Genomic DNA, 22,065 nt, shown 5'->3' with positions numbered 1-22,065 from the left:
CCATGACTGAATCGATTAAAAAAATTGTGCTAGCCTATTCCGGTGGCCTGGATACTTCAGTAATGATTCCATGGCTTAAAGAACATTACCAGCATGCAGAAATCGTCGCCATGGTGTGTGATTTAGGACAAGATGAGGATTTGGAGGCCATTAAAGAAAAAGCATTAAAAAGTGGTGCCTCAAAAGCATATGTGATGAATGTTCAAGATGAATTTGTTGATGATTATTTATGGCGATTAGTCAAAGCCGGAGCGCTTTATGAAAATCAATATGTTTTAGGTACTATTTCGCGACCTTTAATCGCTAAAAAATTGGTTGAAATTGCCATACTGGAAGAGGCTGATGCTATTGCTCATGGAGCTACCGGAAAAGGTAATGATCAGGTTCGTTTTGAATACACAATAAAAGCTTTAGCGCCTGAACTTAAAATTATCGCACCCTGGAGATCCTGGAAGATTAAGTCCAGACAAGAGGCAATTGAATATGCGAAATTGCATGGAATCGAAGTACCAGTGACACCTAAATCACCTTATTCTCGAGATCATAATCTTTGGTATATTTCACATGAAGGAGGGGTTTTAGAAGATCCAACACAACCGCAACCCGATGATTTATTGCTGATGACTACCTCCTTGGAACACTCGCCAAACCATTCAGAATTAGTGAGTATTGAGTTTGAGAAGGGTGTTCCTGTTGGGCTGAATGCAAAAAAAATGAGCTCAGTAGAGTTACTTACAGAACTCAATAAGATAGCTGGCTCTCATGGAATTGGCGTGGCTGATATTGTTGAAAACCGATTAGTGGGAATGAAAATTAGAGGTGTATATGAAGCTCCTGCTGCTGCAGTGCTTTATAAAACACATCAGATGCTTGAAAGTTTATGCCTTGATCGAGCAACATTGCATCTAAAACAGTCCTTACAACAAACATATGCCAATCTTGTATATGAGGGGCGATGGTTTTCTCAAGCAAAGAATGCATTGGATGCTTTGATTGATGTGACCCAAGAGCATATGACTGGAACTGTCACAGTTCAGTTATATAAAGGGAACATAATCCCTCATGGAATGCATTCGCCATTCAGTTTACATGATCCTGCTTTGGCTACCTTTGAAGAAGATGGAGTTTATAATCAAAAGGATGCTGAAGGATTTATCAATTTATTTTCATTATCAGCACAAGTTTATGGCAAGGTACATAAAGGAGAGAAATAATGGCGCATAAAACCTGGGGAGGGCGGTTTAAAAAAGAACTCGACCCTAGAGTCATGCATTTTAATGCTTCTTTGGCTTTTGATAGAGTGCTCTATGTTCATGATATAGTGGGCAGTCAAGCGCATGCAAAAATGCTTGCTCGGCAAGGGCTGATTTCTGAGAGTGAAGCGAGTTTGATTTGTAAAGGATTAGAAGAACTAAACTTAGAAATCGAACAAGGTGTCCATGAGTTTGATGCGTCTTGTGAAGATATTCATATGTTTGTGGAACAATTATTGATTGCTAAAATTGGTGAAGTCGGTAAAAAACTGCATACAGGACGCAGTCGTAATGATCAAGTTGCCCTGGACTTAAGATTATATTCCCGTGATGCTGGTTTGCATATTAATACACTTTTACACAATTTAAATCAGGTATTAGAAAAGCTGTCTAAACTTCATGCCGATGATAAAATTCCAGGGTACACTCATTTGCAACAAGCTCAACCTATTTATTTAGGGCAATTTTTTGGTGCTTATTTAGCAATGTTCCAGCGTGACTTAGAACGGTTGTATGATTGGCAAGTGCGAATGAATCGTTCTCCTTTGGGTGCCGGGGCATTAGCAGGAAGTGCCTTGCCATTGGATCGTAAGTGGGTGGCAGAAACTCTCGGTTTTACTGGAGTAATTGAAAATACTCTTGACGCAGTAAGTGATCGCGATTTTATCATTGAATTTTGTGCTGCGGCATCAATCATTATGATGCATTTATCACGTTTAGCTGAGGATTTAATTCTTTGGGCTACCCAGGAGTTTGGTTTTATTACTCTCGATGATTCTTTTGCAACAGGTTCATCTTTGATGCCTAATAAGAAAAATCCTGATGTTTTGGAGTTAATTAGAGGTAAGAGCGGTCGCGTTTTTGGACATTTAATGGGGATTCTAACAGTAATGAAAGCGCTACCCCTTGCTTACAACAAAGACATGCAAGAAGACAAAGAATGCTTATTTGATACCGTAAATACATTGTCCGTTTGTTTGGAAATTATCACTCCTTTTTTGGAGAGCGTGCAATTCAATACAAAGGTAATGGAACAAAAAGCCAATGGGGGCTATTTGAACGCTACAGCCATATTGGAATCTTTGGTATTGCAAGGAATGCCTTTTAGGGATGCGCATCATCAGGTTGGTTTATGGGTGCAGGCCGCCATTGATCAAAATTGTCCTCTTGATGAGATTATGAAAAGGAAACATGAATAATTTTGCCTTGGTGGCAGCGAAGCGTCCCGGGAGCTATGGCCTATTATTCCCGGGTTCCACTTCCTTCATCCTATTGCTACCAGAGAAACGAGATTCTTGCAGAACACCATTTTTAAAGTAGAATGGAGGACATCTTAATTATTCTATTGAGTTAGTTATTCATGTTGCATTACACAACCCAAGGGGGCGTTGAAATTGAGTGTTCTCAAATTACTCTAGATTATCAACAAGGCATAGAGAATCTTCTCGAGCATTTAGATTCACAAAGAGGAGCCTTATTTGCATCAAGTTTTGAATATCCAGGACGTTATACATGTTGGGATATAGGTTTTTATAATCCGCCTTTGGCTTTTATTTGTAAGCAGAATCTAGTTCAAATTGATGCTTTAAACCAACGTGGAAAAATCCTCTTAACGTTCATTATTCCATTATTGGAAGATGAACAGTTTTTAGAAGTTGTGTCGCAAAGTGATGCATTGCTGCAAATTAAAATTAAAACTTCTCGTGAAATTTTTAGTGAAGAAGAGCGTAGCCATCAACCCTCTGTATTCACAGTGATTCGTCTGATACTGGCTTTTTTTAAATTAGATGATGAGTCTTATTTGGGACTATATGGCGCTTTTGGTTTTGATTTGATTTTTCAATTTGAAGATTTACCGAAACATAAAAAAAGAGAACTGTCACAACGGGATATGGTTCTTTATTTACCTGACGAAATCTATGTAGTGAACCATCGCAAAGAAGAAGCATTTCTTCGCCGTTATGATTTTGATTTTCAAGGTCAATCAACGAAATCATTTACCAGAGAAGGTGTATCTGCAGAATACCAATCGCTTAATAAACCTGAAATAGTATGTGATCATTTACCCGGGGAATATGCTCAGGTTGTAAATAAAGCTAAGGAGCGTTTTGCGTGTGGTGATTTGTTTGAAGTGGTTCCAAGTCAGACTTTTTACACCCATTATGAGGATCGTCCTTCTGCTTTATTCAAACAAATGCGTCAATTAAATCCATCGCCCTATGGTTTTTTTATTAACTTAGGCGATGGAGAATATTTGGTTGGGGCCTCTCCAGAAATGTACGTACGGGTCCAAGGAAAAAGAGTAGAAACTTGTCCAATTTCCGGAACTATTAAGCGAGGTGCCGATGCGATTGAGGATGCGGAGAACATTCAGATTTTATTAGATTCAAAAAAAGAAGAATCTGAATTGACCATGTGTACTGATGTGGATAGGAATGATAAATCGCGGATTTGTGAAGCAGGCTCTGTAAAGGTAATAGGTCGCAGACAAATTGAAATGTATTCACGAGTGATTCATACCGTAGACCATGTTGAAGGCCTTTTAAGAGAACATTTTGATGCTGTAGATGCTTTTTTAACTCATATGTGGGTCGTTACAGTCACCGGAGCTCCTAAAATTTGGGCTCTTAACTTTATTGAAGAACATGAAAAATCCCCACGAAAGTGGTATGCCGGGGCTGTAGGTTGGTTTGGTTTTGATGGAAATTTAAATACTGGTTTGGTTTTAAGAACTGTACGTATTGAAAAAGGCGTTGCCGAAATTCGAGTTGGAGCCACCTTGCTTTATGATTCAGTTCCTGAATCTGAGGAACAAGAGACACGCTTAAAAGCCTCTGCTTTTTTAGATATGTTGCAAAAACGGGACCCTAACCCTCAACGCAAAATATTACAATTGCCATTAACAGGAAAAGGAAAGCACGTATTACTTATCGATCACCAGGATTCTTTTGTACATACTTTGGCTAATTACCTTCGACAAACCGGCGCCGAAGTAAGTACAGTTCGTTTTGATAAAGCCCTACAATATTTACAGAATCAAAAATATGATCTTGTAGTTTTATCTCCAGGCCCAGGCAAACCAAGTGATTTCAATTTATCCCAAACAATCGCAACGGTTATCTCTCTGGGTATTCCTTTGTTTGGAGTGTGTTTGGGCTTGCAGGGTATTGTGGAGCATTTTGGTGGAATTTTGGATATTCTAAATTATCCCATGCACGGGAAACCATCAATCATCAAAGTGGTAGACAATCCGGAACTATTTTCTGGTTTGGAAGCCAATTTTAAAGCAGGAAGATATCATTCACTTCATGCACGACTCAATGCGGTGCCAAAAGAATTAAAGGTTACTGCTCTAAGTGATGACGGTATTGTTATGGCCATTTCGCATCAACAACTACCCATTCATGCGGTTCAATTTCATCCCGAAACCATATTATCTCTAGTGAATCAAGCGGGGCTAAAAATTATTAATAATTTAATGAGGATGGTTTAAGACAATGCGCAATAAGATATTGACGCTATATGCTGTATCTTTTGTTTTGGGTATTGTAGTTGGTCTTGTAGGATCAACATTTCGATTATCAATCGATGTACTTGTTAATCTGTTGAATAATTTTTTTCGGTTGCTTAGTATCCATGGATGGCCATCCGGTTTGATTTCAGGATTGGTCTCTATGGTTATGGTTTATGCTGCTTATTTTGCTGTAAAGCATTATGCTCCTCAAGCATCGGGCAGCGGGGTTCCTGAAATTGAGGGTACTTTACTTCATTTAAAAACCATAGTTTGGCATCGATTATTACCTGTAAAATACTTCTTTGGAATTTTAGCTCTTTCTGCCCAGATGATTTTGGGTCGAGAGGGCCCCACAATTCACATAGGTGGTAGTTTGGGGGAAATGCTCGGGAGTTTATTTAACCTAACTCGCCGTAGAAAGGACAGTTTGATTGCTTCAGGAGCTGCTGCAGGATTGGCGGTTGCATTTAATGCCCCTTTAGCAGGGGTTATTTTTGTCATGGAAGAAATGCGCAATCAGTTCAATTATTCTTTTACTAGTTTTAGTATGGTAGTAATTTGTTGCCTTACAGCTACCGTTATTCTCGATTTGATCATTGGTCCACAACCCACGATACCCATGGATGTATTTGAGTTTCCTCATCTCGATTCTTTATGGTTGTTTGCTTTATTTGGCATCGTGGTAGGTTTTGTAGGCCTTTTATTTAATCTTTCTCTAATGAAAACCCTAGCCCTCCTGGATAAGTTTAATTCAAGACAGAAATCCTATTATGTTTTAATCGTAGGTTTTCTGATTGGTTTTTTGGCTGTATACCATCCGTCCGCAGTAGGGGGGGGAATGCACATTATCCACCAGGCCTTAACCTTATCACCTGGTTTTAGCTTTTTATGTTTTCTTCTAATTGTTCGATTCATAGGAACGATGGCGTGCTACGGGACATCTGTACCTGGAGGAATTTTTGCTCCAATTCTTTCGATAGGGACACTTCTTGGTTTGGCTATATTCCATGTTTTAGAAATGTTGCATATTGATTTCTTAACTCAGCCAGGAATGTTCGCAGTGGCCGGAATGGCTGCGTTGTTTGCTTCATCCACTCGTTCTCCAATAACTGGAGCAGTATTGGTTGTGGAAATGACGCATAATTATTATTTAATTTTTCCTGTAATGATGGCCTGTATTACTGCAACAATAGTGCTACAGCTTACTCCGAATGCGCCGATCTACGAGCAATTATTAAATCGTGCTCTTCGTTTGGATGCTGAGAAAGTTAAATCCAAGAAATAATGGTCCCATGATCTTTGCCATGCGCAGCTTAAACTATCCCCCTCTGGATGAGGGGGAGGAAAATCAATCGACATGCACAACAATTTTACCGAAATGAGTGCCTGATTCCATATGCTGGTGCGCCGCTTCAATTTGTTCCAGTTTAAACTCCGAATCGATAATAGGAGTTAATTTTTTTGTCCTAAGGTCTTCAATCCATGCTTTATGCACTTCGGTCCACAACTTGTTTTTCTCTTCAAGAGCTTGAGAGCGCAGCACAAAGCCAATAATTTGCAATCGTTTACGCATAATCAGAGCGAGGTTGCATTCCACGCTGCTTCCTTTGAGGCAGGCAATCTGGATGAGTTTACCTTGAGGTTTTAATAAATGCAGATGTTTATTGAAATAATCTCCACCCACAAAATCTATAATTAAATCAACACTATGATCTTCAATTAAGTCTTCAAAATCTTGCTTACGATAATGGATGACTTGATCTGCACCGAGCTTTCGCGCTTTTTCCAATTTATCATCAGTTCCTACTGTAGTGATCACGTGTGCCTGGCTTAATTTTGCCATTTGAATTGCCAAGGAGGAGATTCCACTTCCTGCACCATGAATCAGTAAGGTTTGGCCTGGTTTAAGCCTCCCTAGATCAAACAGAGTGGCATACACGGTGGTTAAGGATTCAGGAAGTGCTGCAGCGAGTGCATAATTCCAAGTATCTGGGATGTGCTGAGCTAGTGAAGCTTCTACAGGACAAAATTCAGCGTAGGCACCACTACCCACTAATCCATAAACCTTATCACCAGGTTTAAATTGGGTTACATTCGCACCCACCTCGACGATGTCTCCTGAAACTTCTAGGCCAAGAACTTCAGACTCTCCGGGTGGTGGTGGATATTTACCATATCGTTGCATAATATCAGCGCGATTGAGTGCAGTTGCTTTCACATGCACTAAAATTTGCGACTTACTGTATTCAGGTGTAGGGCCGTTTTCAATAATCAATCGATTGTGTGGTCCTGGATTTTCAATATGTACGTAGCGCAAAATATATTCCTTAATCAAGAATTAATTGGAGCTTGGTCCGGCGGAATGGAACTAAGGAATTTCAGTAACAAGCATACCTTAATTACCGTGCCCTCTACCTAGGCTATTTTTACTACTTTACTTAAACATCCATACCTATATAATGCTTATACAGACCCTCTTATATATTGGGCAATGGCTAAATTCAATCACCAACGTCTTTCTGCTTGGCTTTTTATAATTCCACAACTTGTTGTTACTCTGATGTTTTTTATTTGGCCTGCATGTAATGCATTATTGCAGTCTTTTTTTTATACGGATGCTTTTGGCCTCCATAAAAAATTCGCAGGATTTTCCAACTTTGTGGATCTCTTTCTCGATCCAGGTTACAGCAAAGCAATAGGGGTAACTTTTATTATCGCCTTTAGTGTGACTTTTTTCACGATGAGTTTAGGCCTCTTTATGGCCATATTAGTGAATAATAGAGGTAGGACGCAAGGGTTTTATAAATCTTTATTAATTTGGCCTTATGCTGTAGCGCCTGCAGTAGCAGCAATTTTATGGCGCTTTTTATGCCATCCAACTTTAGGATGGTTGACTCATATTTTGCAATCTGTTGGTATCAATTTTGATTATGTTAATAATGTAAACCAGGCATTTGGAGTGGTTATTCTCACAGCCAGTTGGCAGCAATTCAGTTATAATTTTTTATTTTATCTCGCTGCACTTAAAGCAATTCCTTCGTCTTTAATTGATGCAGCAATTATCGATGGGGCTTCGGGTTGGCAACGTTTTTGGCAAATTATTGTTCCACTTCTATCACCCACAACTTTTTTCTTACTCATTATGAATTTAATGTATGGTTTTTTTGATACTTTTGGCATTATTCAAGTGATGACGCATGGCGGGCCTGGTAATAGTACAACTAACCTAATTTATAAAGTCTATCAGGATGGGTTTGAAGGAATGGATTTGGGAAGTTCGTCAGCCCAATCTGTATTACTAATGCTTATTGTCATCCTTGTTTCTTTAGTGCAATTTAAATACCTCGAAAAAAAGGTTCATTACGCATGAAATCATATGTAGCTCGTATTTTATCACATGGATTTTTATGTTTTTTTGTTTTTTTGATGTTGTTGCCTGTGTATTTGGCATTGGTCGCTGCCAGTAATGAAGGCAGTGTTATGATGCAATCTCAAATACCTATAGTTCCAGGTCCATTGCTATTTAAAAATTTAAAGGCAGTGATGACTGAGGGTTTGTCAGTTACCGGTGGGGAACCTATTACCTCCATGTTATTAAACAGTTTTTTTATGGCCATGGCTATTGCTTTGGGAAAGATTGTTTTTGCCCTAGGTTCGGCTTTTGCATTAGTTTATTTCGACTTTCCTTTTAAAAAATTATGTTTTGCTTTGATCTTTACTACTATGATGTTGCCTATAGAAGTTAGGATCGTGCCTACATTTCAGGTGGTTGCTTCTTTTGGATTATTAAACTCTTTTACCGGCTTGACATTACCTCTATTCGTATCGGCCACAGGAACTTTTTTGTTCCGTCAATTTTTTAAAACCATACCCCCTGAACTTGTGGATGCAGCTAAATTAGATGGAGCAGGGGCTGTTCGTTTTTTCTTTCATATTGTTTTACCATTATCCAAAACTCAAATTGCATCATTATTTGTTATTTTGTTCGTGTACGGTTGGAATCAGTACCTTTGGCCATTAGTGATTACTACAGAAACAAAAATGGCTACAGTAGTTATGGGCATTCGATATTTAGCAGGAGTGGCGGATCAAGTTCCACAATGGCATTACATTATGGCTGTTGCATTGATCGCTTTGATTCCACCTTGTATGGTGGTGATGTTAATGCAGCGCTGGTTTGAAAAAGGGTTAAAATAAGCATGGCAACAGTCAGTCTCATTGAAGTTTCGAAGAATGTTGGATCAACCACGATTCTTGATAACATAAACGTGAGCATTAAAAAAGGTGAGTTTATGGTAATTGTTGGTCCGTCGGGATGCGGAAAAACCACCTTATTACGTTTAATTGCAGGGCTAGATGATATAAGTTCTGGATCTATTCTAATTAACAATCAATGCGTTAATGAGATACCTCCAGCAAAAAGAGATATGGCTATGGTTTTTCAAAACTATGCCCTTTATCCTCATATGACTGTATTTGATAATATGGCTTATGGATTAAAAATGAGGCGTTTTAAAAAAGCAGACATTAAACGTCGAGTACACGAAGCAGCCCAATTATTGCATTTAACTCCTTATTTAGAGCGAAAACCTCAAGCTCTTTCGGGAGGGCAAAAGCAACGAGTTTCTATGGGAAGGGCTATGGTACGCTCCCCGGCTGTTTTCTTATTCGATGAACCCTTATCGAACCTTGATGCAAAATTGCGTACAGAAATGCGCCATGAAATTCGCCGCCTACACCAACAACTAAATACTACCAGTTTATATGTAACCCATGATCAAACGGAAGCAATGACTATGGCGGAGCGGGTTATGGTCCTTAATCAAGGTATTGTTGAACAGATCGGAACACCCCAGGAGTTATATCAAAAACCAGCTACTTTATTTGTGGCAGGATTTACAGGACAATATCCTATGAACTTAATATCAGGGATCTACAATAAATCGAGCCACACTGTAGATACAGAGTACGGAGTTCGTTATCCTGTTCCACAGCTAAAGCAAATTCTTGAAGATAAGGATGAATTAGTTTTGGCGATTCGAGCGGAGCATGTTTTGCTTAGTTCTGAAAGTAATTCACAAGCCATTCCTATTGAGATTGAATTTGTAGATGATATGGGGGCAGATAAGCTCGTGCGCGCAAAATGTATTAAAAACGCTCCATCATTAAATTTGCGCATTTCAGCAGATCAATCGATCTCAAGTGGACAACTCTGGATAGAACTACCTAAAATTAAGTTACATCTTTTTCATAGTAAATCGGGAAAACGTATTGGAGAATGGAGTGAGTAAAGAAAAAAACAAACTAAAACCAATTGATACTCGAATTTACCGCTATTGGTCTGCATTGTATATGTCCTTCTATTCACGACTTCTTTACGTCGATGTTGGAAAACGATGGAAGGGACTTGGTATAATTTATTTCTTGTTAGCCATCGCTGTATTTTCTATTCCATTCTCTTTAAGACTGAGTTTCAGTTTAGATCAATCGTTTAGAGAACAGATTACTAATCCTTTGTCAAAAATCCCAGTTTTTTATATACAAAATGGCGAAGTATTTCTTAATAAGCCTATGCCTTATTTTGTTAAGAACGATAAAGGTGAAGTCGTTGTGATTATTGATACTACAGACAAAATCAATGATTTTACTACGGATTATCCTTACCTTACGATTTTGATCAACAAAAATAAAATTTCTTTGAAGGTGCCGAGCTTGACGTTGTTTAATATGCCCGAATCCAAGCCTAGCAGGGGGGCTCCAATCGTTCAATCCTTTGATAAAGGAACAAATGCCGTTTTTGATGGTAAAAAATACGCTGAAAATAGCTCAGTACAAAAATTGAAATTTTTTTCAGAACTATTGATTTACCCGATGGTTGTTGCAATGTTTTTTTCCATGTTTTTGGTTATTTACCTTGTCTTAGGATTTCTAGGACAAGTTTTTTCAAATGTATTCTTTTCTTTTAATGTAACCTTTGCGCAATCATGTAGACTTTTAGCTGTTGCCTCAACCCCTATGCTATGTTTCTTGTTCATTTTGTTAATTTTTAATTTTCTTTTCCCTGGTTCTGGATTCATTTTATCGGCATTACTTGTCATATATTACAGCTTCTCGCTGTATTCGTTACGAGCAGAAAGCCGAAGAATGGCTCGTGTATGAGAGTAACAATAGTTTGTAAGGCGAATTGAGGACATTATGAAAGAGTTGATTCATTTTGCACATGGAAATGGCTTTCCCGCTTTATGTTATAAGCAAATGCTAAATCATCTCGAGAAAGAATTTGATTATTGTTACATTGACCGAATTGGTCATGACCCTTTATTTCCCGTTTGTGAAAACTGGCACAATCTGATCTCTGAGGTATTAAGCAGTATTAAAAGACAGGCCAATCGTCCGGTTATTGCTGTTGGACACTCTTTAGGTGGTGTTTTAAGCCTGTTGGCGGCAATCGAACAACCTGAATTATTTAAAGCAGTTATTATGCTGGACTCCCCTTTAATTGGTACGTTTAAATCGAGTATGGTTCGCTTGGCGAAAGCGCTAGGTATTATTGATCGAATTACCCCGGCATTTAGAACCCGGGGTCGTAGAATGTATTGGAAAGATCATGATCAATTAATGGACTATTTAAAGACTCGCGATTTATTTAAGACCTTTACGGATGAGTGTTTAAATGATTACATTAATTATGGTCTAGAATATAAAGATGATGGTTATTATTTACGCTTTGATCGACATATTGAATATCAAATTTATCGCACCATTCCACATGTCATTCCAAATTTTGAAGGTAAGTTATTAATCCCCGCAGCATTAATTTATGGTGACAAAAGTACTGTGGTTGGTAAAATGGATGTGCGCTACATGAAAAAATACTTTAATGTAACAAGTATGAAAACCAAAGGGACCCATTTATTTCCCATGGAACACCCGTATGTCGTGGCAAAACAGATTATAAAAATTGTGTCTGGTTTAAACTGAAATAGTACTAGAGGTCAGAAGACCTAAAATAATTAAGGAGAATAATGTGCTAAATGCTATTTTAACGCTCATGGTCATTGGAGCTGCAGGGATATTGCTCACCAGGCAAGCCGCAATTTCAGTGTGGGCTATTAGCTTTGCTCTATTTACTGCTCTTGTCTTTACTTATGGTTCTCCAGGGTTGGTGACTCAAATAATACTTGTTTTGATTGAGTTGATTTTAATTGCTGGTGCAATAAAGCCTCTAAGACGAATATTATTATCCAAACATTTTTTTAAAACAGTAAGTAAAGCGATGCCCGCTATGTCTGCAACGGAGCGAGAGGCTCTGGAAGCAGGTACTGTAAGTTGGGAAGGGGATTTATTCAGTGGCGCACCAGATTTTTCAATATTAAGAAATGCTCCTACAGTTCGATTGACCGATGAAGAGCAAGCTTTTCTTGACGGCCCTGTAAATACTTTATGCTCCATGATCGATGACTGGGATGTAACTCATAACCTTACTGATTTGCCTCCAGAAATCTGGCAATTTATCAAAGAAAATCGATTCTTAGGTATGATTATTCCGAAGCGCTATGGCGGTCTTGAGTTTTCTGCTACAGCTCAAATGTCGATTTTAGTAAAAATCTATGGGCGTTCCATAACGGCGGCCACAACAATTTCTGTACCTAATTCATTAGGCCCAGGGGAGCTATTGCTTAAATATGGAACCGAAGACCAAAAAAATTATTATTTGCCACGATTGGCCGATGGCCGAGAAATTCCATGCTTTGCTTTGACTGGACCTAATGCAGGCTCTGATGCAGCATCTATCCCAGATAAAGGGGTAGTATGTCATCAAGAAATAAATGGTGAAAAAGTATTAGGCATCCGCTTAAATTGGGATAAACGTTATATTACTTTATGTCCTGCAGCAACAGTAATTGGATTGGCCTTCAGATTATTTGATCCAGACAACTTATTAGGTAAGGGTGAAGATGTTGGAATTAGTTGTGCGTTGATTCCCGCCAATACCCCAGGAGTTAAAAAAGGGCGTCGCCATTTTCCATTAAATACTGGATTTTTGAATGGTCCAACTCAAGGTAAAGATGTATTTATTCCTATGGACTATCTCATCGGGGGAGTCGCCATGGCTGGATGTGGCTGGCGCATGTTGATGGAGTGTTTAAGTGCTGGTAGAGCCATATCTTTACCTTCGAGCGCGAACGGGGGTGCCCAAGCTGCTGCTCTAGCATCTGGCGCTTATGCTCGCATTCGCAAACAATTCAATCAACCAATCGGTAAGTTTGAAGGGATTGAAGAACCTTTGGCCAGAATTGCAGCGAATACTTATATTATTGATGCGGCTTTAACAATGGCTGCAGCTGCTATTGACAATGGAGCCAAACCCTCTGTAGTGGGTGCTATATTAAAATACCATACCACTGAGCGTGCAAGACAAGTCTCCTGTGATTCTATGGATATCCATGGCGGGAAGGGTATTTGTCTTGGCCCTAATAATTATTTAGGTAGAGGTTATCAAGGATCGCCCATCGCAATTACCGTTGAAGGGGCGAATATATTAACTCGTAGTTTAATCATTTTTGGTCAGGGAGCAATTCGCTGCCACCCTTATGTATTTAAAGAACTTGAAAGTATTAGACATAATGATTTGGTCGAATTTGATAATGCGTTTTTTGCTCATGCTGGATTTATTCTTGCTAATTTTACCAAATCAGTCATTTTTGCATGGACAGACGCGCACCTATCCAAAGCCCCTGTGAGTAGTGTGAAGCGTTATTACCAACTCGTTCATAAATACAGCGCTAATTTAGCATTTCTTGCTGATTTTTCAATGACTGTTCTAGGTGGTGACTTAAAGCGAAAAGAGAAATTATCTTCACGACTAGGGGATATGTTGAGTGCCTTATATTTGGTTTCAGGAGTTTTGAAGCGTTTTCATGAAGATGGAGAGCCAAAAGTAGATTTACCCTTAGTTGAATGGAGTTGTCAGCAATTATTGTACGAATGTGAGACAGCAATGCACGGTGTCATTGTGAATTTTCCATCGGGTTGGGCACGAATCTTTTTACGCTTAATTATCAAACCTCTCGGTAATTTAAGAAACAAACCCAACGACCAATTAGGTCATAAATTGGCTCGAATTCTAATCGAACCTGGAGAGACCCGTACGCGTTTAACTCGTTTGGTTTATAGTAAGGCTGGAGACAATTGTCCTTTAGGACGTATGGAGGAGGCATTCCATAAAATCTGTGCTGTGGAGGAATTAGAAAGAAAAGTAATGCGAGCTGTCAAAGATAATGTTTTAAAATCGCTGACCTTGCTTGATCAAATCAACGAAGCGTTATCTTGTGGATTATTAACTGAGGTAGAGGCAAAGCAATTAAAAGAAGCCGAGTTGGCCCGACAAGATGTAATTAAGGTAGATGATTTCAATGATGAGGATCTGCGTCGACCTCACCCAATAAAATCTATCAAAGGCAAAAAAACTATAGTTAATAAAGACGATATAGAATCCGAGATGATTGATTCCTAATTTCTACGATGAGCGAGTAAATTAATTGCTGTAATTCATACCTATTCCTTGTGGGGGCCTTAGTGGCTCCTCTTTTTTTATAGAATATGCTAAAGACCTCCTACTCTTTTAATTATAAACATAGACTATACTTAGAAAAGGCTATTTATGCATCATAAATATGCTTGTCTGCAAGCTAAACTCCTTAAGTATTAGGGATAATATAAAGTACGGAGGTAGCATGAAACTAGGGTCGATGGATGACAATCTCATGGTAGCCTGGCTAGTGGGTTTATTTATGTTATTAATATCCACGTTGACCTTTGCAGATCCTCCAAATCAAGTCGCTCGATTAAGCTATATCAATGGAGCTGTGAGTTTTGTCCCTGCTGGGGAAACCGAGTGGGTTGAGGCCGCCCTTAATAGACCCCTTATCACAAACGATCAGATATGGTCAGATACTGGAGCTCTTGTTGAAATGCAATTGCCAGGAGCTGCTGTACGGATGGGGAGTCAAACGAATTTAAAGATTTTGAATCTAGATGATGAAACAGCACAATTTCAGATTACCCAAGGGACTCTTGTTTTAAGCATCAGACGTATCAATGGAAATCAAACTTATGAAGTTGATACTCCAAATTTAGCCTTCGTCATTACAGAACCTGGATATTATCTTTTCGATGTGACCACAGAAGATGATACGACTACAGTGAGTGTGAGAATGGGGCAAGGTGTAGCATATGGAGAAAATGCATCTAACACGGTAGGCGTTGGTTCCTCATGCAGTGCAACAGGAACTGATCTAGAAAATTTTCAGTGCACTACGCTTGCAGAAGCCGATGATTTTGAGCGTTGGAGTTTAGAGCGTGATAAAATGACAGGTACAGTATCAACTCAATACATTTCTCCAGACACCATTGGATATGAAGACTTGGGTAATTATGGATCTTGGACTGAAGATAAACAGTATGGACCAGTTTGGTATCCAAATAATATAGAAGAAAATTGGGCTCCTTATCAAGAAGGGCAGTGGATATGGTTAAGTTCTTGGGGATGGACTTGGGTAGATAATCAACCTTGGGGATTTGCGCCATTTCATTACGGCCGTTGGGCCTTTATTGAAAATAGATGGTGCTGGGTTCCAGGACCAATAGGGGCTCGTCCTATCTATGCACCTGCCTTGACTGTATTTATTGGGGGTAATAACTCAGAATTTATGCTGGATGGTGGATATGGCATTGGTTGGTTTCCTCTAGCACCAGGAGAGCCTTACATTCCTCCTTATTATGTTAGTCAAAATTATTTTAATCAGATCAATCTGAGTAATACAGTAATTAATATTGCTTACATCAATAATATTTATAGAAATCAACATATGAAAATCAATTACAAAAATGCAAAGATTGCTAATGCAGTTACTGTTGTACCCACTAAAGATTTCATCGATTCCAGGATGGTGAATAATCTTCGTTCACGTATTCCTCATCAACTACTTTTTAATGCAAAAAAATTAAATGTTCCTCCTGTAGTACCGCAACCTAATAGTATCTATGGAGGCAAAGGCTTGAGTAAGGCAATACCTCCTGCCCAAGTACTATCAAGGCCAATTATAGTTAAAACCCAACCTTCTTCGGCCCCACCTCCTTTCTCAAAAGTTCGACCTCTGCTTTTGAAAAATAAAGGTAAACCCCTTACTCCAGCTGAGATTCAGAATATAAAGCCCGGGAAAAATTTCCAAGCTGTTCAACCATCAGCCCCGGGTAAACCAGCTATTATTAAGCAATCACCACCCGTATTGGTTCATCCAGTTCCTGGAGCTTATCAAACTCCAGGAGGACAGCCAGGGACGAATGTACAACCTGGGACAATTCTTCATCATGGCAAAAAAATTCATCCATACCCTAATGTTCAACCAGGTACGAATATACAATCCGGCCCCAAAGTAAAACCAGGTACAAATGTACAACCTGGAACAATTATTCATCCTGGTAAAAAAGTGCATCCATATCCTAATGTACAGCCAGGACCGAATGTGCAACCCGGGTCTAATGTCCAGCCTAATCCAGTTATTCCTCAGACTAAAAAAGTACGTCCGTATCCTAATGTACAGCCAGGACCGAATGTGCAACCCGGGTCTAATGTCCAGCCTAATCCAGTTATTCCTCAGACTAAAAAAGTACATCCGTATCCTAATGTACAGCCAGGACCGAAGGTACAACCAGGCCCTAATATCCAACCGGGTCCAACTTTTCAAAAAGTGTATCCAAATTCTAATGTTCAACCTGGACCAAAGGTTCAATCTGGACCAAAAATTCAAATACAACCCGCGGTAAGCGCTCCACCTGCGCCAGTTGTTCACCCGAAACCTAAGGGTTCTACAAATCCAGGAATGCAAAATCAGCCATTGGAGAAGCCATAGAAATTGCATCAATCAACATTGAATAAAACTTTCAAAAGAGTGAGGGGCCTTGAATTGATCGCATTTGGAAGTGAGAACTCGATATTCAATGAAGTTAGGGGTTCAGAGAGCACAAGGAATATCGAGAATTTTCTCAAATGATTTGTAAAATCAGAATTTAACTTAAATAGAACCTTAGAAATTGTCAACGCATGAGCTATGAAAAGAAATGATTAAAATATTTAGCTCTTTGAAAATACCAGGGGAATTTAAAGGTTTTTATTAAAAATACTCTTAAAATAGGCGACTTGGCAAATTGATTTCGCGTAATATCCTTTATTCCAATATAAGTTTCAAAAAAAAGTCTAAGCGTTTTCCTTTACATCATCTGGCATAGTGATATTTAGTTCAAGCACCGAATTATCTCCCATACGTTCAAGGTTCACACTTACTTGATCACGCGTGACATGCACGTATTTAGCAATAACAGCGAGGATTTCTTCCTGAAGTTTAGGTAGATAGTCCGGAGTATTACGTTGAGAGCGTTCGTGAGAAATTATTATTTGCAAGCGTTCTTTAGCAACAGATGCGGTAGCACTTCTTCTACGTAAGTAATTGAAAATACTCATACTGTCACTTCCTCCTTGTTTTTGCTGAATAAGCGACGCAATAATCCTTTACGATCATTACTTATGAAGCGCATTGGTCTTTCTTCACCGAGAAAGCGAGCAATTGCATCTTGATAAGCAATACCGGCATCACTTGTTTCGTCAAGAACTACTGGTGTACCTGTATTTGAAGCTTTAAGTACTGATTTTGATTCGGGAATAACGCCTATTAATGGAATAGCTAATATTTCTTTTACGTCAGTAACCGAAAGCATATCACCACGCTCAACGCGCTCTGGGTCATAACGTGTTAACAATAGATGTTCTTGAATTGGTGTTTTATTCTCAATGGCTCTTTTAGTCTTGCTCGCAAGTATTCCGAGTATTCGATCAGAATCACGTACAGAGGAAACTTCTGGATTAGTGACTACAATTGCATGATCCGCGAAATACATAGCCATTAACGCGCCAGTTTCAATTCCAGCAGGGGAGTCACAAATAATAAAATCGAATTCTTTGGCAAGATCATTAAGTATCCTTTCTACCCCTTCGAGAGTCAATGCATCTTTGTCGCGAGTTTGTGATGCAGGAAGTATAGCAAGATTTGCAATTCGTTTATCTTTAATTAAAGCTTGGTTAAGATTGGCTTCGCCATTTATAACGTTAATAAAATCATAAACAACTCGACGTTCACAACCCATGATAATATCGAGGTTTCTTAAACCAATATCGAAGTCAATAACGACAGTTTTATGCCCTAATAAAGCAAGGCCCGAAGAAATAGCTGCAGAAGAAGTAGTTTTGCCCACTCCGCCTTTACCCGATGTAATCACGATTATTTTAGCCAACGCTGAACCCTTCCTATTATTTTTGATTCAACACAATATTTAACCAACAGTGTACACGTTTATTGATTAATAATTCAAGTGGTGCAACAGGGATCTTTGGAAAAACATTTTCCAACAATAATGAAGATCGTGGTATTTTTGATGGTTTGTAACAATTATTGATATTTTATTTTTTTAGAGTCGGAGATTATAATGATAGGAGTAATGTGAATCATAACATAAGAAGTTTTAAGAAAAAAACAAAAATATAATAAGTCTATAATTATACGATAAAATGTTGGGTTATTGTAAATTATCTGTTTAATTTGTCCACAATTTATAGTAAACTATTCGGTTAATTTAACTCCTCTAGTGAGAATGAAATGACTCTTTCTATTGTGCAGCAATCATTAACCTTCGATGATGTTCTCCTTGTTCCTGCACACTCTTTAATTCTTCCTAAAGATGTGTCTTTAACAACAAAATTAACTCGCGCTATTAGCCTAAATATTCCGCTCGTCTCCTCAGCCATGGATACTGTAACAGAAGCTCGTTTAGCCATTGCTCTGGCACAAGAGGGCGGTATAGGTATTATTCATAAAAATATGACGATCATGGCACAGGCTGATGAAGTCCGAAAAGTGAAAAAATTTGAAAGCGGTATGGTTCGGGATCCGATAACAGTAACTCCTAATATCACCGTTAAAGAATTACTAGATGTAATGACCAAATATAATTTTTCTGGTGTCCCGGTTGTGAACGGTGAAAATTTAGTAGGCATCGTAACCAGTCGTGATATTCGTTTCGAAACTAATCTATCCTTGAGCGTAGAACAAGTGATGACTCCTAAGTCAAAATTGGTAACCGTTAAAGAAGGTGCAAGTCGAGAAGAGGTGCGTAGCTTATTGCATAAACACCGTATTGAAAAATTGCTAGTAGTTAATGATGCCTTCCAATTACGCGGATTGATTACTGTGAAGGATATACAAAAAGCAAAGGAAAATCCTTTTGCATGTAAAGATGCTGCAGAACAGTTACGTGTAGGTGCAGCTGTTGGCGTGGGTGAGGGTACTGATGAACGCATTGAGTCATTAATTGAAGCGGGAGTTGATGTGCTTGTTGTTGATACAGCGCACGGGCACTCACAAGGTGTACTAGATCGCGTTAAATGGATTAAAAAACACCATCCAGATGTACAGGTAATTGGAGGAAATATTGCTACAGCTGCTGCTGCTCGTGATTTATACACTGCAGGTGCTGACGCTGTAAAAGTGGGTATAGGACCTGGCTCAATTTGTACAACACGAATTGTAACTGGTGTCGGTGTACCACAAATTACAGCCATTGCAAATGTGGCACAAGAACTTAAAGGTAAAATTCCAATAATCGCTGATGGTGGAATTCGTTTTTCTGGTGATGTGGGTAAAGCCCTTGCTGCGGGTGCCGATACAGTAATGCTTGGAAGTATGTTTGCAGGAACAGAAGAATCACCAGGTGAAATCGAGTTATATCAAGGTAGAACTTATAAAAGTTATCGAGGGATGGGGTCAATTGGGGCTATGGCTTCGTCACAAGGTTCTAGCGATCGTTATTTCCAAGATGCCTCATTAGGTTCTGAAAAGTTAGTTCCAGAAGGAATTGAAGGACGGGTTCCTTATAAAGGATCAGCGCAAACAATTATTCATCAATTGTTAGGTGGTTTGCGTTCTTGCATGGGATATACAGGATGTGAAAATATCGAACAACTACATACTAAGGCAGAATTTGTACAAGTGACTAACGCAGGAATGAGGGAGTCGCATGTTCATGATGTCAGTATTACAAAACAGGCACCAAACTACCAGGTAGATAATTAATAATGAGTGATTTAAAACAACATCCTTTGCTGATTCTTGATTTTGGTTCACAATACACCCAATTAATCGCACGCAGAGTGCGGGAGTTAGGTGTTTATTGTGAAATTCATCCCTTCAATCTAACAAAAGAACAATTTACTGCGCTCAATCCTTGTGGCGTTATTTTATCCGGTGGCCCATCCACTGTAACTCACCATGAAAACCCTCGAGCACCTCAGTGGTTATTTACTGCGGGTTTGCCAATTTTAGGGATTTGCTATGGAATGCAAACCATGGCGGTACAATTAGGCGGTGAAGTACAGTCTTCCTCTCTGAGAGAGTTTGGCTACGCAGAGTTGAAGTTGCATGGTCACAGTAAATTGTTTTCACAAATTGAAGACCGATTGAATACTGATGGTAATGCATTATTAGATGTCTGGATGAGTCATGGGGATAAAGTCACTAAGTTACCGCTTGGTTTTAAGGTAATTTGCGAAACCAAAAACGCTCCAATTGCTGGAATGGCTGATGAAAATCGCCATATGTATGGAGTTCAATTTCATCCAGAGGTAACGCATACACTACAAGGAATGCGTATCTTACATCGTTTTGTGGTAGATATTTGCAAGGCTGCGACTAATTGGACATCCACACTCATTATTGAAGAAACAATTCATGCAATTCGTGAGCAAGTAGGTTCGGAACGGGTTTTGCTCGGCTTATCGGGTGGGGTAGATTCTTCTGTGGTTGCTGCTTTATTACATAAGGCAATTGGCAAACAATTGGTTTGTGTTTTTGTAGATACGGGCTTGTTGCGTTTTAATGAAGCAAGCGAGGTTATGGAGATGTTCGGAAGGCACATGGGTGTGGAAGTTATTTCAGTCCATGCGGAAGAGAAATTTTTTACCGCTTTAAAAGGGGTTACCTGTCCTGAAGAAAAAAGAAAAATTATTGGACGTACCTTTATTGAAGTATTTGATGAAGAAGCACTAAAAATTTCGGGTGTTGCTTGGTTGGCACAAGGAACGATTTATCCTGATGTGATTGAATCAGCTGCAACGAGCACAAATGGTGCCTCTGTGGTAATTAAATCTCATCATAATGTAGGTGGTTTGCCAGAGACATTGAATTTAAAATTATTAGAACCTATTCGCGAATTATTTAAGGACGAGGTTCGTAATGTGGGCCTTGAGTTAGGTTTGCCTCATGATATGGTCTATCGCCATCCATTTCCTGGACCAGGTTTGGGTGTGCGAATTTTAGCAGAAATCAAGAAGGAATATGCAGATATTTTGCGTCAAGCTGATGCTATTTTTATTGAGGAGCTAAGAAAAGCAGATCTTTACCATAAAGTTAGCCAGGCTTTTGCTGTATTTTTACCTGTAAAAAGTGTTGGCGTAATGGGTGATGGACGTAAATATGATTATGTGATTTGTCTTCGTGCTGTAGAGACGGTTGATTTTATGACAGCACATTGGTCGCAATTACCTTGGGATTTCTTAGGCCATGTTTCCAATCGAATTATCAATGAGGTGGAGGGTGTATCTCGTGTAACCTATGATATTTCAGGAAAACCACCAGCTACTATTGAATGGGAGTAATTTAGAGTAGTGGAATTAGCACTAAATCTCTACGTCCTAACCATATAATTAACATTTTTTCTATAATGAACGATCACTATTGGATGCAAAAAGCCTACGAACAGGCAATTCTCGCCCAAGCTGATGGAGAGGTTCCTGTAGGTGCTGTATTAGTAAGTAAAGACGATCAATTAATAAGCTCAGGACGAAATTGCATCCAAAAAAGTCACGATCCCTCGCAGCATGCAGAGGTATGTGCAATCAGGCATGCGTCACAACAGTTAAAAAATCATCGATTATTAGATACAACGCTTTATGTGACCCTTGAACCCTGCTCCATGTGTGCAGGACTAATTGTGCATGCACGTATTAGTCGGTTAGTTTTTGCAACCCGAGATTTTAAAGCAGGGGCTGCAGGCTCGGTTTATAACTTATTACAGGGATACCCTTTAAATCATAAAGTTCAGATTGATGAGGGAATTATGCAAGCGGAATGTTCTTTATTGCTTACCGATTTTTTTCAAATATTGCGATAGATTTATTTAAAGTTTTTT

17 protein-coding genes are annotated in these 22,065 nt (G+C 39.0%); 14 read left to right on the top strand and 3 right to left on the bottom strand.

Annotated elements, in window-relative coordinates; translation table 11 throughout:
• Positions 1 to 2: 2 nt before the first annotated feature.
• The 4 genes from ACWTE2_RS13620 (at position 3) to clcA (ending at position 6,052) form a co-directional block, all read left to right on the top strand.
• A complete protein-coding gene (locus ACWTE2_RS13620; RefSeq protein ID WP_454785776.1) occupies positions 3 to 1,214 on the top strand; it encodes an argininosuccinate synthase in 1,212 nt (403 codons plus the stop codon).
• Positions 1,214 to 2,452 carry an argininosuccinate lyase gene (argH, locus tag ACWTE2_RS13615; RefSeq protein ID WP_454785775.1) on the top strand — a complete coding sequence of 413 codons (1,239 nt, stop codon included), beginning with the start codon at positions 1,214 to 1,216 and terminating at the stop codon, positions 2,450 to 2,452. Before ACWTE2_RS13620 ends, argH begins: the two co-directional genes overlap by 1 nt.
• Positions 2,453 to 2,613: 161 nt before the next feature.
• On the top strand, positions 2,614 to 4,746 hold the full coding sequence (locus ACWTE2_RS13610) for an anthranilate synthase component I (protein ID WP_454785774.1): 2,133 nt from the start codon (positions 2,614 to 2,616) through the stop codon (positions 4,744 to 4,746).
• Between the two features lie 4 nt (positions 4,747 to 4,750).
• Positions 4,751 to 6,052, top strand: coding sequence for a H(+)/Cl(-) exchange transporter ClcA (clcA, locus tag ACWTE2_RS13605; RefSeq protein WP_182393440.1), 1,302 nt, complete (start codon positions 4,751 to 4,753; stop codon positions 6,050 to 6,052).
• A 63-nt stretch (positions 6,053 to 6,115) separates the two neighbouring features.
• Here clcA and ACWTE2_RS13600 read toward each other — a convergent pair whose 3' ends face one another.
• Entirely contained in the window at positions 6,116 to 7,084 is a 969-nt protein-coding gene (locus ACWTE2_RS13600; RefSeq protein ID WP_454785773.1) for an NAD(P)H-quinone oxidoreductase, read from the bottom strand.
• 174 nt (positions 7,085 to 7,258) lie between these two features.
• Between ACWTE2_RS13600 and ACWTE2_RS13595 the strand changes: the two genes are divergently transcribed.
• The 7 genes from ACWTE2_RS13595 (at position 7,259) to ACWTE2_RS13565 (ending at position 16,682) form a co-directional block, all read left to right on the top strand.
• On the top strand, positions 7,259 to 8,137 hold the full coding sequence (locus ACWTE2_RS13595; RefSeq protein ID WP_182393442.1) for a carbohydrate ABC transporter permease: 879 nt from the start codon (positions 7,259 to 7,261) through the stop codon (positions 8,135 to 8,137).
• Complete coding sequence (gene ugpE, locus ACWTE2_RS13590) at positions 8,134 to 8,964, top strand: sn-glycerol-3-phosphate ABC transporter permease UgpE (protein ID WP_454785772.1); 831 nt, start codon at positions 8,134 to 8,136, stop codon at positions 8,962 to 8,964. The genes ACWTE2_RS13595 and ugpE overlap by 4 nt, the downstream gene beginning before the upstream one ends.
• 2 nt (positions 8,965 to 8,966) lie before the next feature.
• Positions 8,967 to 10,058 (top strand): ABC transporter ATP-binding protein, encoded by a 1,092-nt coding sequence (locus ACWTE2_RS13585; RefSeq protein ID WP_454785771.1) that lies wholly within the window; start codon positions 8,967 to 8,969, stop codon positions 10,056 to 10,058.
• Positions 10,051 to 10,926, top strand: coding sequence for a DUF1189 family protein (locus ACWTE2_RS13580; RefSeq protein ID WP_454785770.1), 876 nt, complete (start codon positions 10,051 to 10,053; stop codon positions 10,924 to 10,926). The genes ACWTE2_RS13585 and ACWTE2_RS13580 overlap by 8 nt, the downstream gene beginning before the upstream one ends.
• Positions 10,927 to 10,962: 36 nt before the next feature.
• Positions 10,963 to 11,748 carry an alpha/beta fold hydrolase gene (locus ACWTE2_RS13575; RefSeq protein WP_454785769.1) on the top strand — a complete coding sequence of 262 codons (786 nt, stop codon included), beginning with the start codon at positions 10,963 to 10,965 and terminating at the stop codon, positions 11,746 to 11,748.
• A 70-nt stretch (positions 11,749 to 11,818) separates the two neighbouring features.
• Positions 11,819 to 14,284, top strand: a complete 2,466-nt coding sequence (locus tag ACWTE2_RS13570; protein WP_454785987.1) for an acyl-CoA dehydrogenase — start codon at positions 11,819 to 11,821, stop codon at positions 14,282 to 14,284.
• Between the two features lie 220 nt (positions 14,285 to 14,504).
• Positions 14,505 to 16,682: a DUF6600 domain-containing protein gene (locus ACWTE2_RS13565; protein WP_454785768.1), complete on the top strand. Its 2,178-nt coding sequence runs from the start codon at positions 14,505 to 14,507 to the stop codon at positions 16,680 to 16,682.
• Positions 16,683 to 17,026: 344 nt separating this feature from the next.
• Here ACWTE2_RS13565 and minE read toward each other — a convergent pair whose 3' ends face one another.
• Together minE and minD are read right to left on the bottom strand one after the other, a co-directional pair.
• A complete protein-coding gene (minE, locus tag ACWTE2_RS13560) occupies positions 17,027 to 17,290 on the bottom strand; it encodes a cell division topological specificity factor MinE (RefSeq protein ID WP_182393448.1) in 264 nt (87 codons plus the stop codon).
• A complete protein-coding gene (minD, locus tag ACWTE2_RS13555) occupies positions 17,287 to 18,117 on the bottom strand; it encodes a septum site-determining protein MinD (RefSeq protein WP_182393449.1) in 831 nt (276 codons plus the stop codon). Before minD ends, minE begins: the two co-directional genes overlap by 4 nt.
• Before the next feature lie 362 nt (positions 18,118 to 18,479).
• Here minD and guaB point away from each other — a divergent pair, with 362 nt between their 5' ends.
• The 3 genes from guaB to tadA all read left to right on the top strand — a co-directional run bounded on the left by guaB (position 18,480) and on the right by tadA (position 22,047).
• Positions 18,480 to 19,952 (top strand): IMP dehydrogenase, encoded by a 1,473-nt coding sequence (gene guaB / locus ACWTE2_RS13550; RefSeq protein ID WP_454785767.1) that lies wholly within the window; start codon positions 18,480 to 18,482, stop codon positions 19,950 to 19,952.
• Between the two features lie 2 nt (positions 19,953 to 19,954).
• A complete protein-coding gene (gene guaA, locus ACWTE2_RS13545) occupies positions 19,955 to 21,532 on the top strand; it encodes a glutamine-hydrolyzing GMP synthase (protein ID WP_454785766.1) in 1,578 nt (525 codons plus the stop codon).
• Positions 21,533 to 21,597: 65 nt separating this feature from the next.
• Positions 21,598 to 22,047 (top strand): tRNA adenosine(34) deaminase TadA, encoded by a 450-nt coding sequence (gene tadA / locus ACWTE2_RS13540; RefSeq protein WP_454785765.1) that lies wholly within the window; start codon positions 21,598 to 21,600, stop codon positions 22,045 to 22,047.
• Positions 22,048 to 22,065: the final 18 nt, after the last annotated feature.

This window comes from Legionella nigrisilvae, assembly GCF_977063395.2.
Note: the sequence above shows the minus strand (reverse complement) of the source record. Positions and strands in the feature narration are given on the sequence as shown.

Coding starts and splice junctions, on each gene's coding strand:
- ACWTE2_RS13620 (WP_454785776.1), top strand. CDS start 3: ATGACTGAATCGATTAAAAAAATTGTGCTAGCCTATTCCGGTGGCCTG.
- argH (WP_454785775.1), top strand. CDS start 1,214: ATGGCGCATAAAACCTGGGGAGGGCGGTTTAAAAAAGAACTCGACCCT.
- ACWTE2_RS13610 (WP_454785774.1), top strand. CDS start 2,614: ATGTTGCATTACACAACCCAAGGGGGCGTTGAAATTGAGTGTTCTCAA.
- clcA (WP_182393440.1), top strand. CDS start 4,751: ATGCGCAATAAGATATTGACGCTATATGCTGTATCTTTTGTTTTGGGT.
- ACWTE2_RS13595 (WP_182393442.1), top strand. CDS start 7,259: ATGGCTAAATTCAATCACCAACGTCTTTCTGCTTGGCTTTTTATAATT.
- ugpE (WP_454785772.1), top strand. CDS start 8,134: ATGAAATCATATGTAGCTCGTATTTTATCACATGGATTTTTATGTTTT.
- ACWTE2_RS13585 (WP_454785771.1), top strand. CDS start 8,967: ATGGCAACAGTCAGTCTCATTGAAGTTTCGAAGAATGTTGGATCAACC.
- ACWTE2_RS13575 (WP_454785769.1), top strand. CDS start 10,963: ATGAAAGAGTTGATTCATTTTGCACATGGAAATGGCTTTCCCGCTTTA.
- ACWTE2_RS13570 (WP_454785987.1), top strand. CDS start 11,819: ATGGTCATTGGAGCTGCAGGGATATTGCTCACCAGGCAAGCCGCAATT.
- ACWTE2_RS13565 (WP_454785768.1), top strand. CDS start 14,505: ATGAAACTAGGGTCGATGGATGACAATCTCATGGTAGCCTGGCTAGTG.
- minE (WP_182393448.1), bottom strand. CDS start 17,290: ATGAGTATTTTCAATTACTTACGTAGAAGAAGTGCTACCGCATCTGTT.
- guaB (WP_454785767.1), top strand. CDS start 18,480: ATGACTCTTTCTATTGTGCAGCAATCATTAACCTTCGATGATGTTCTC.
- guaA (WP_454785766.1), top strand. CDS start 19,955: ATGAGTGATTTAAAACAACATCCTTTGCTGATTCTTGATTTTGGTTCA.
- tadA (WP_454785765.1), top strand. CDS start 21,598: ATGAACGATCACTATTGGATGCAAAAAGCCTACGAACAGGCAATTCTC.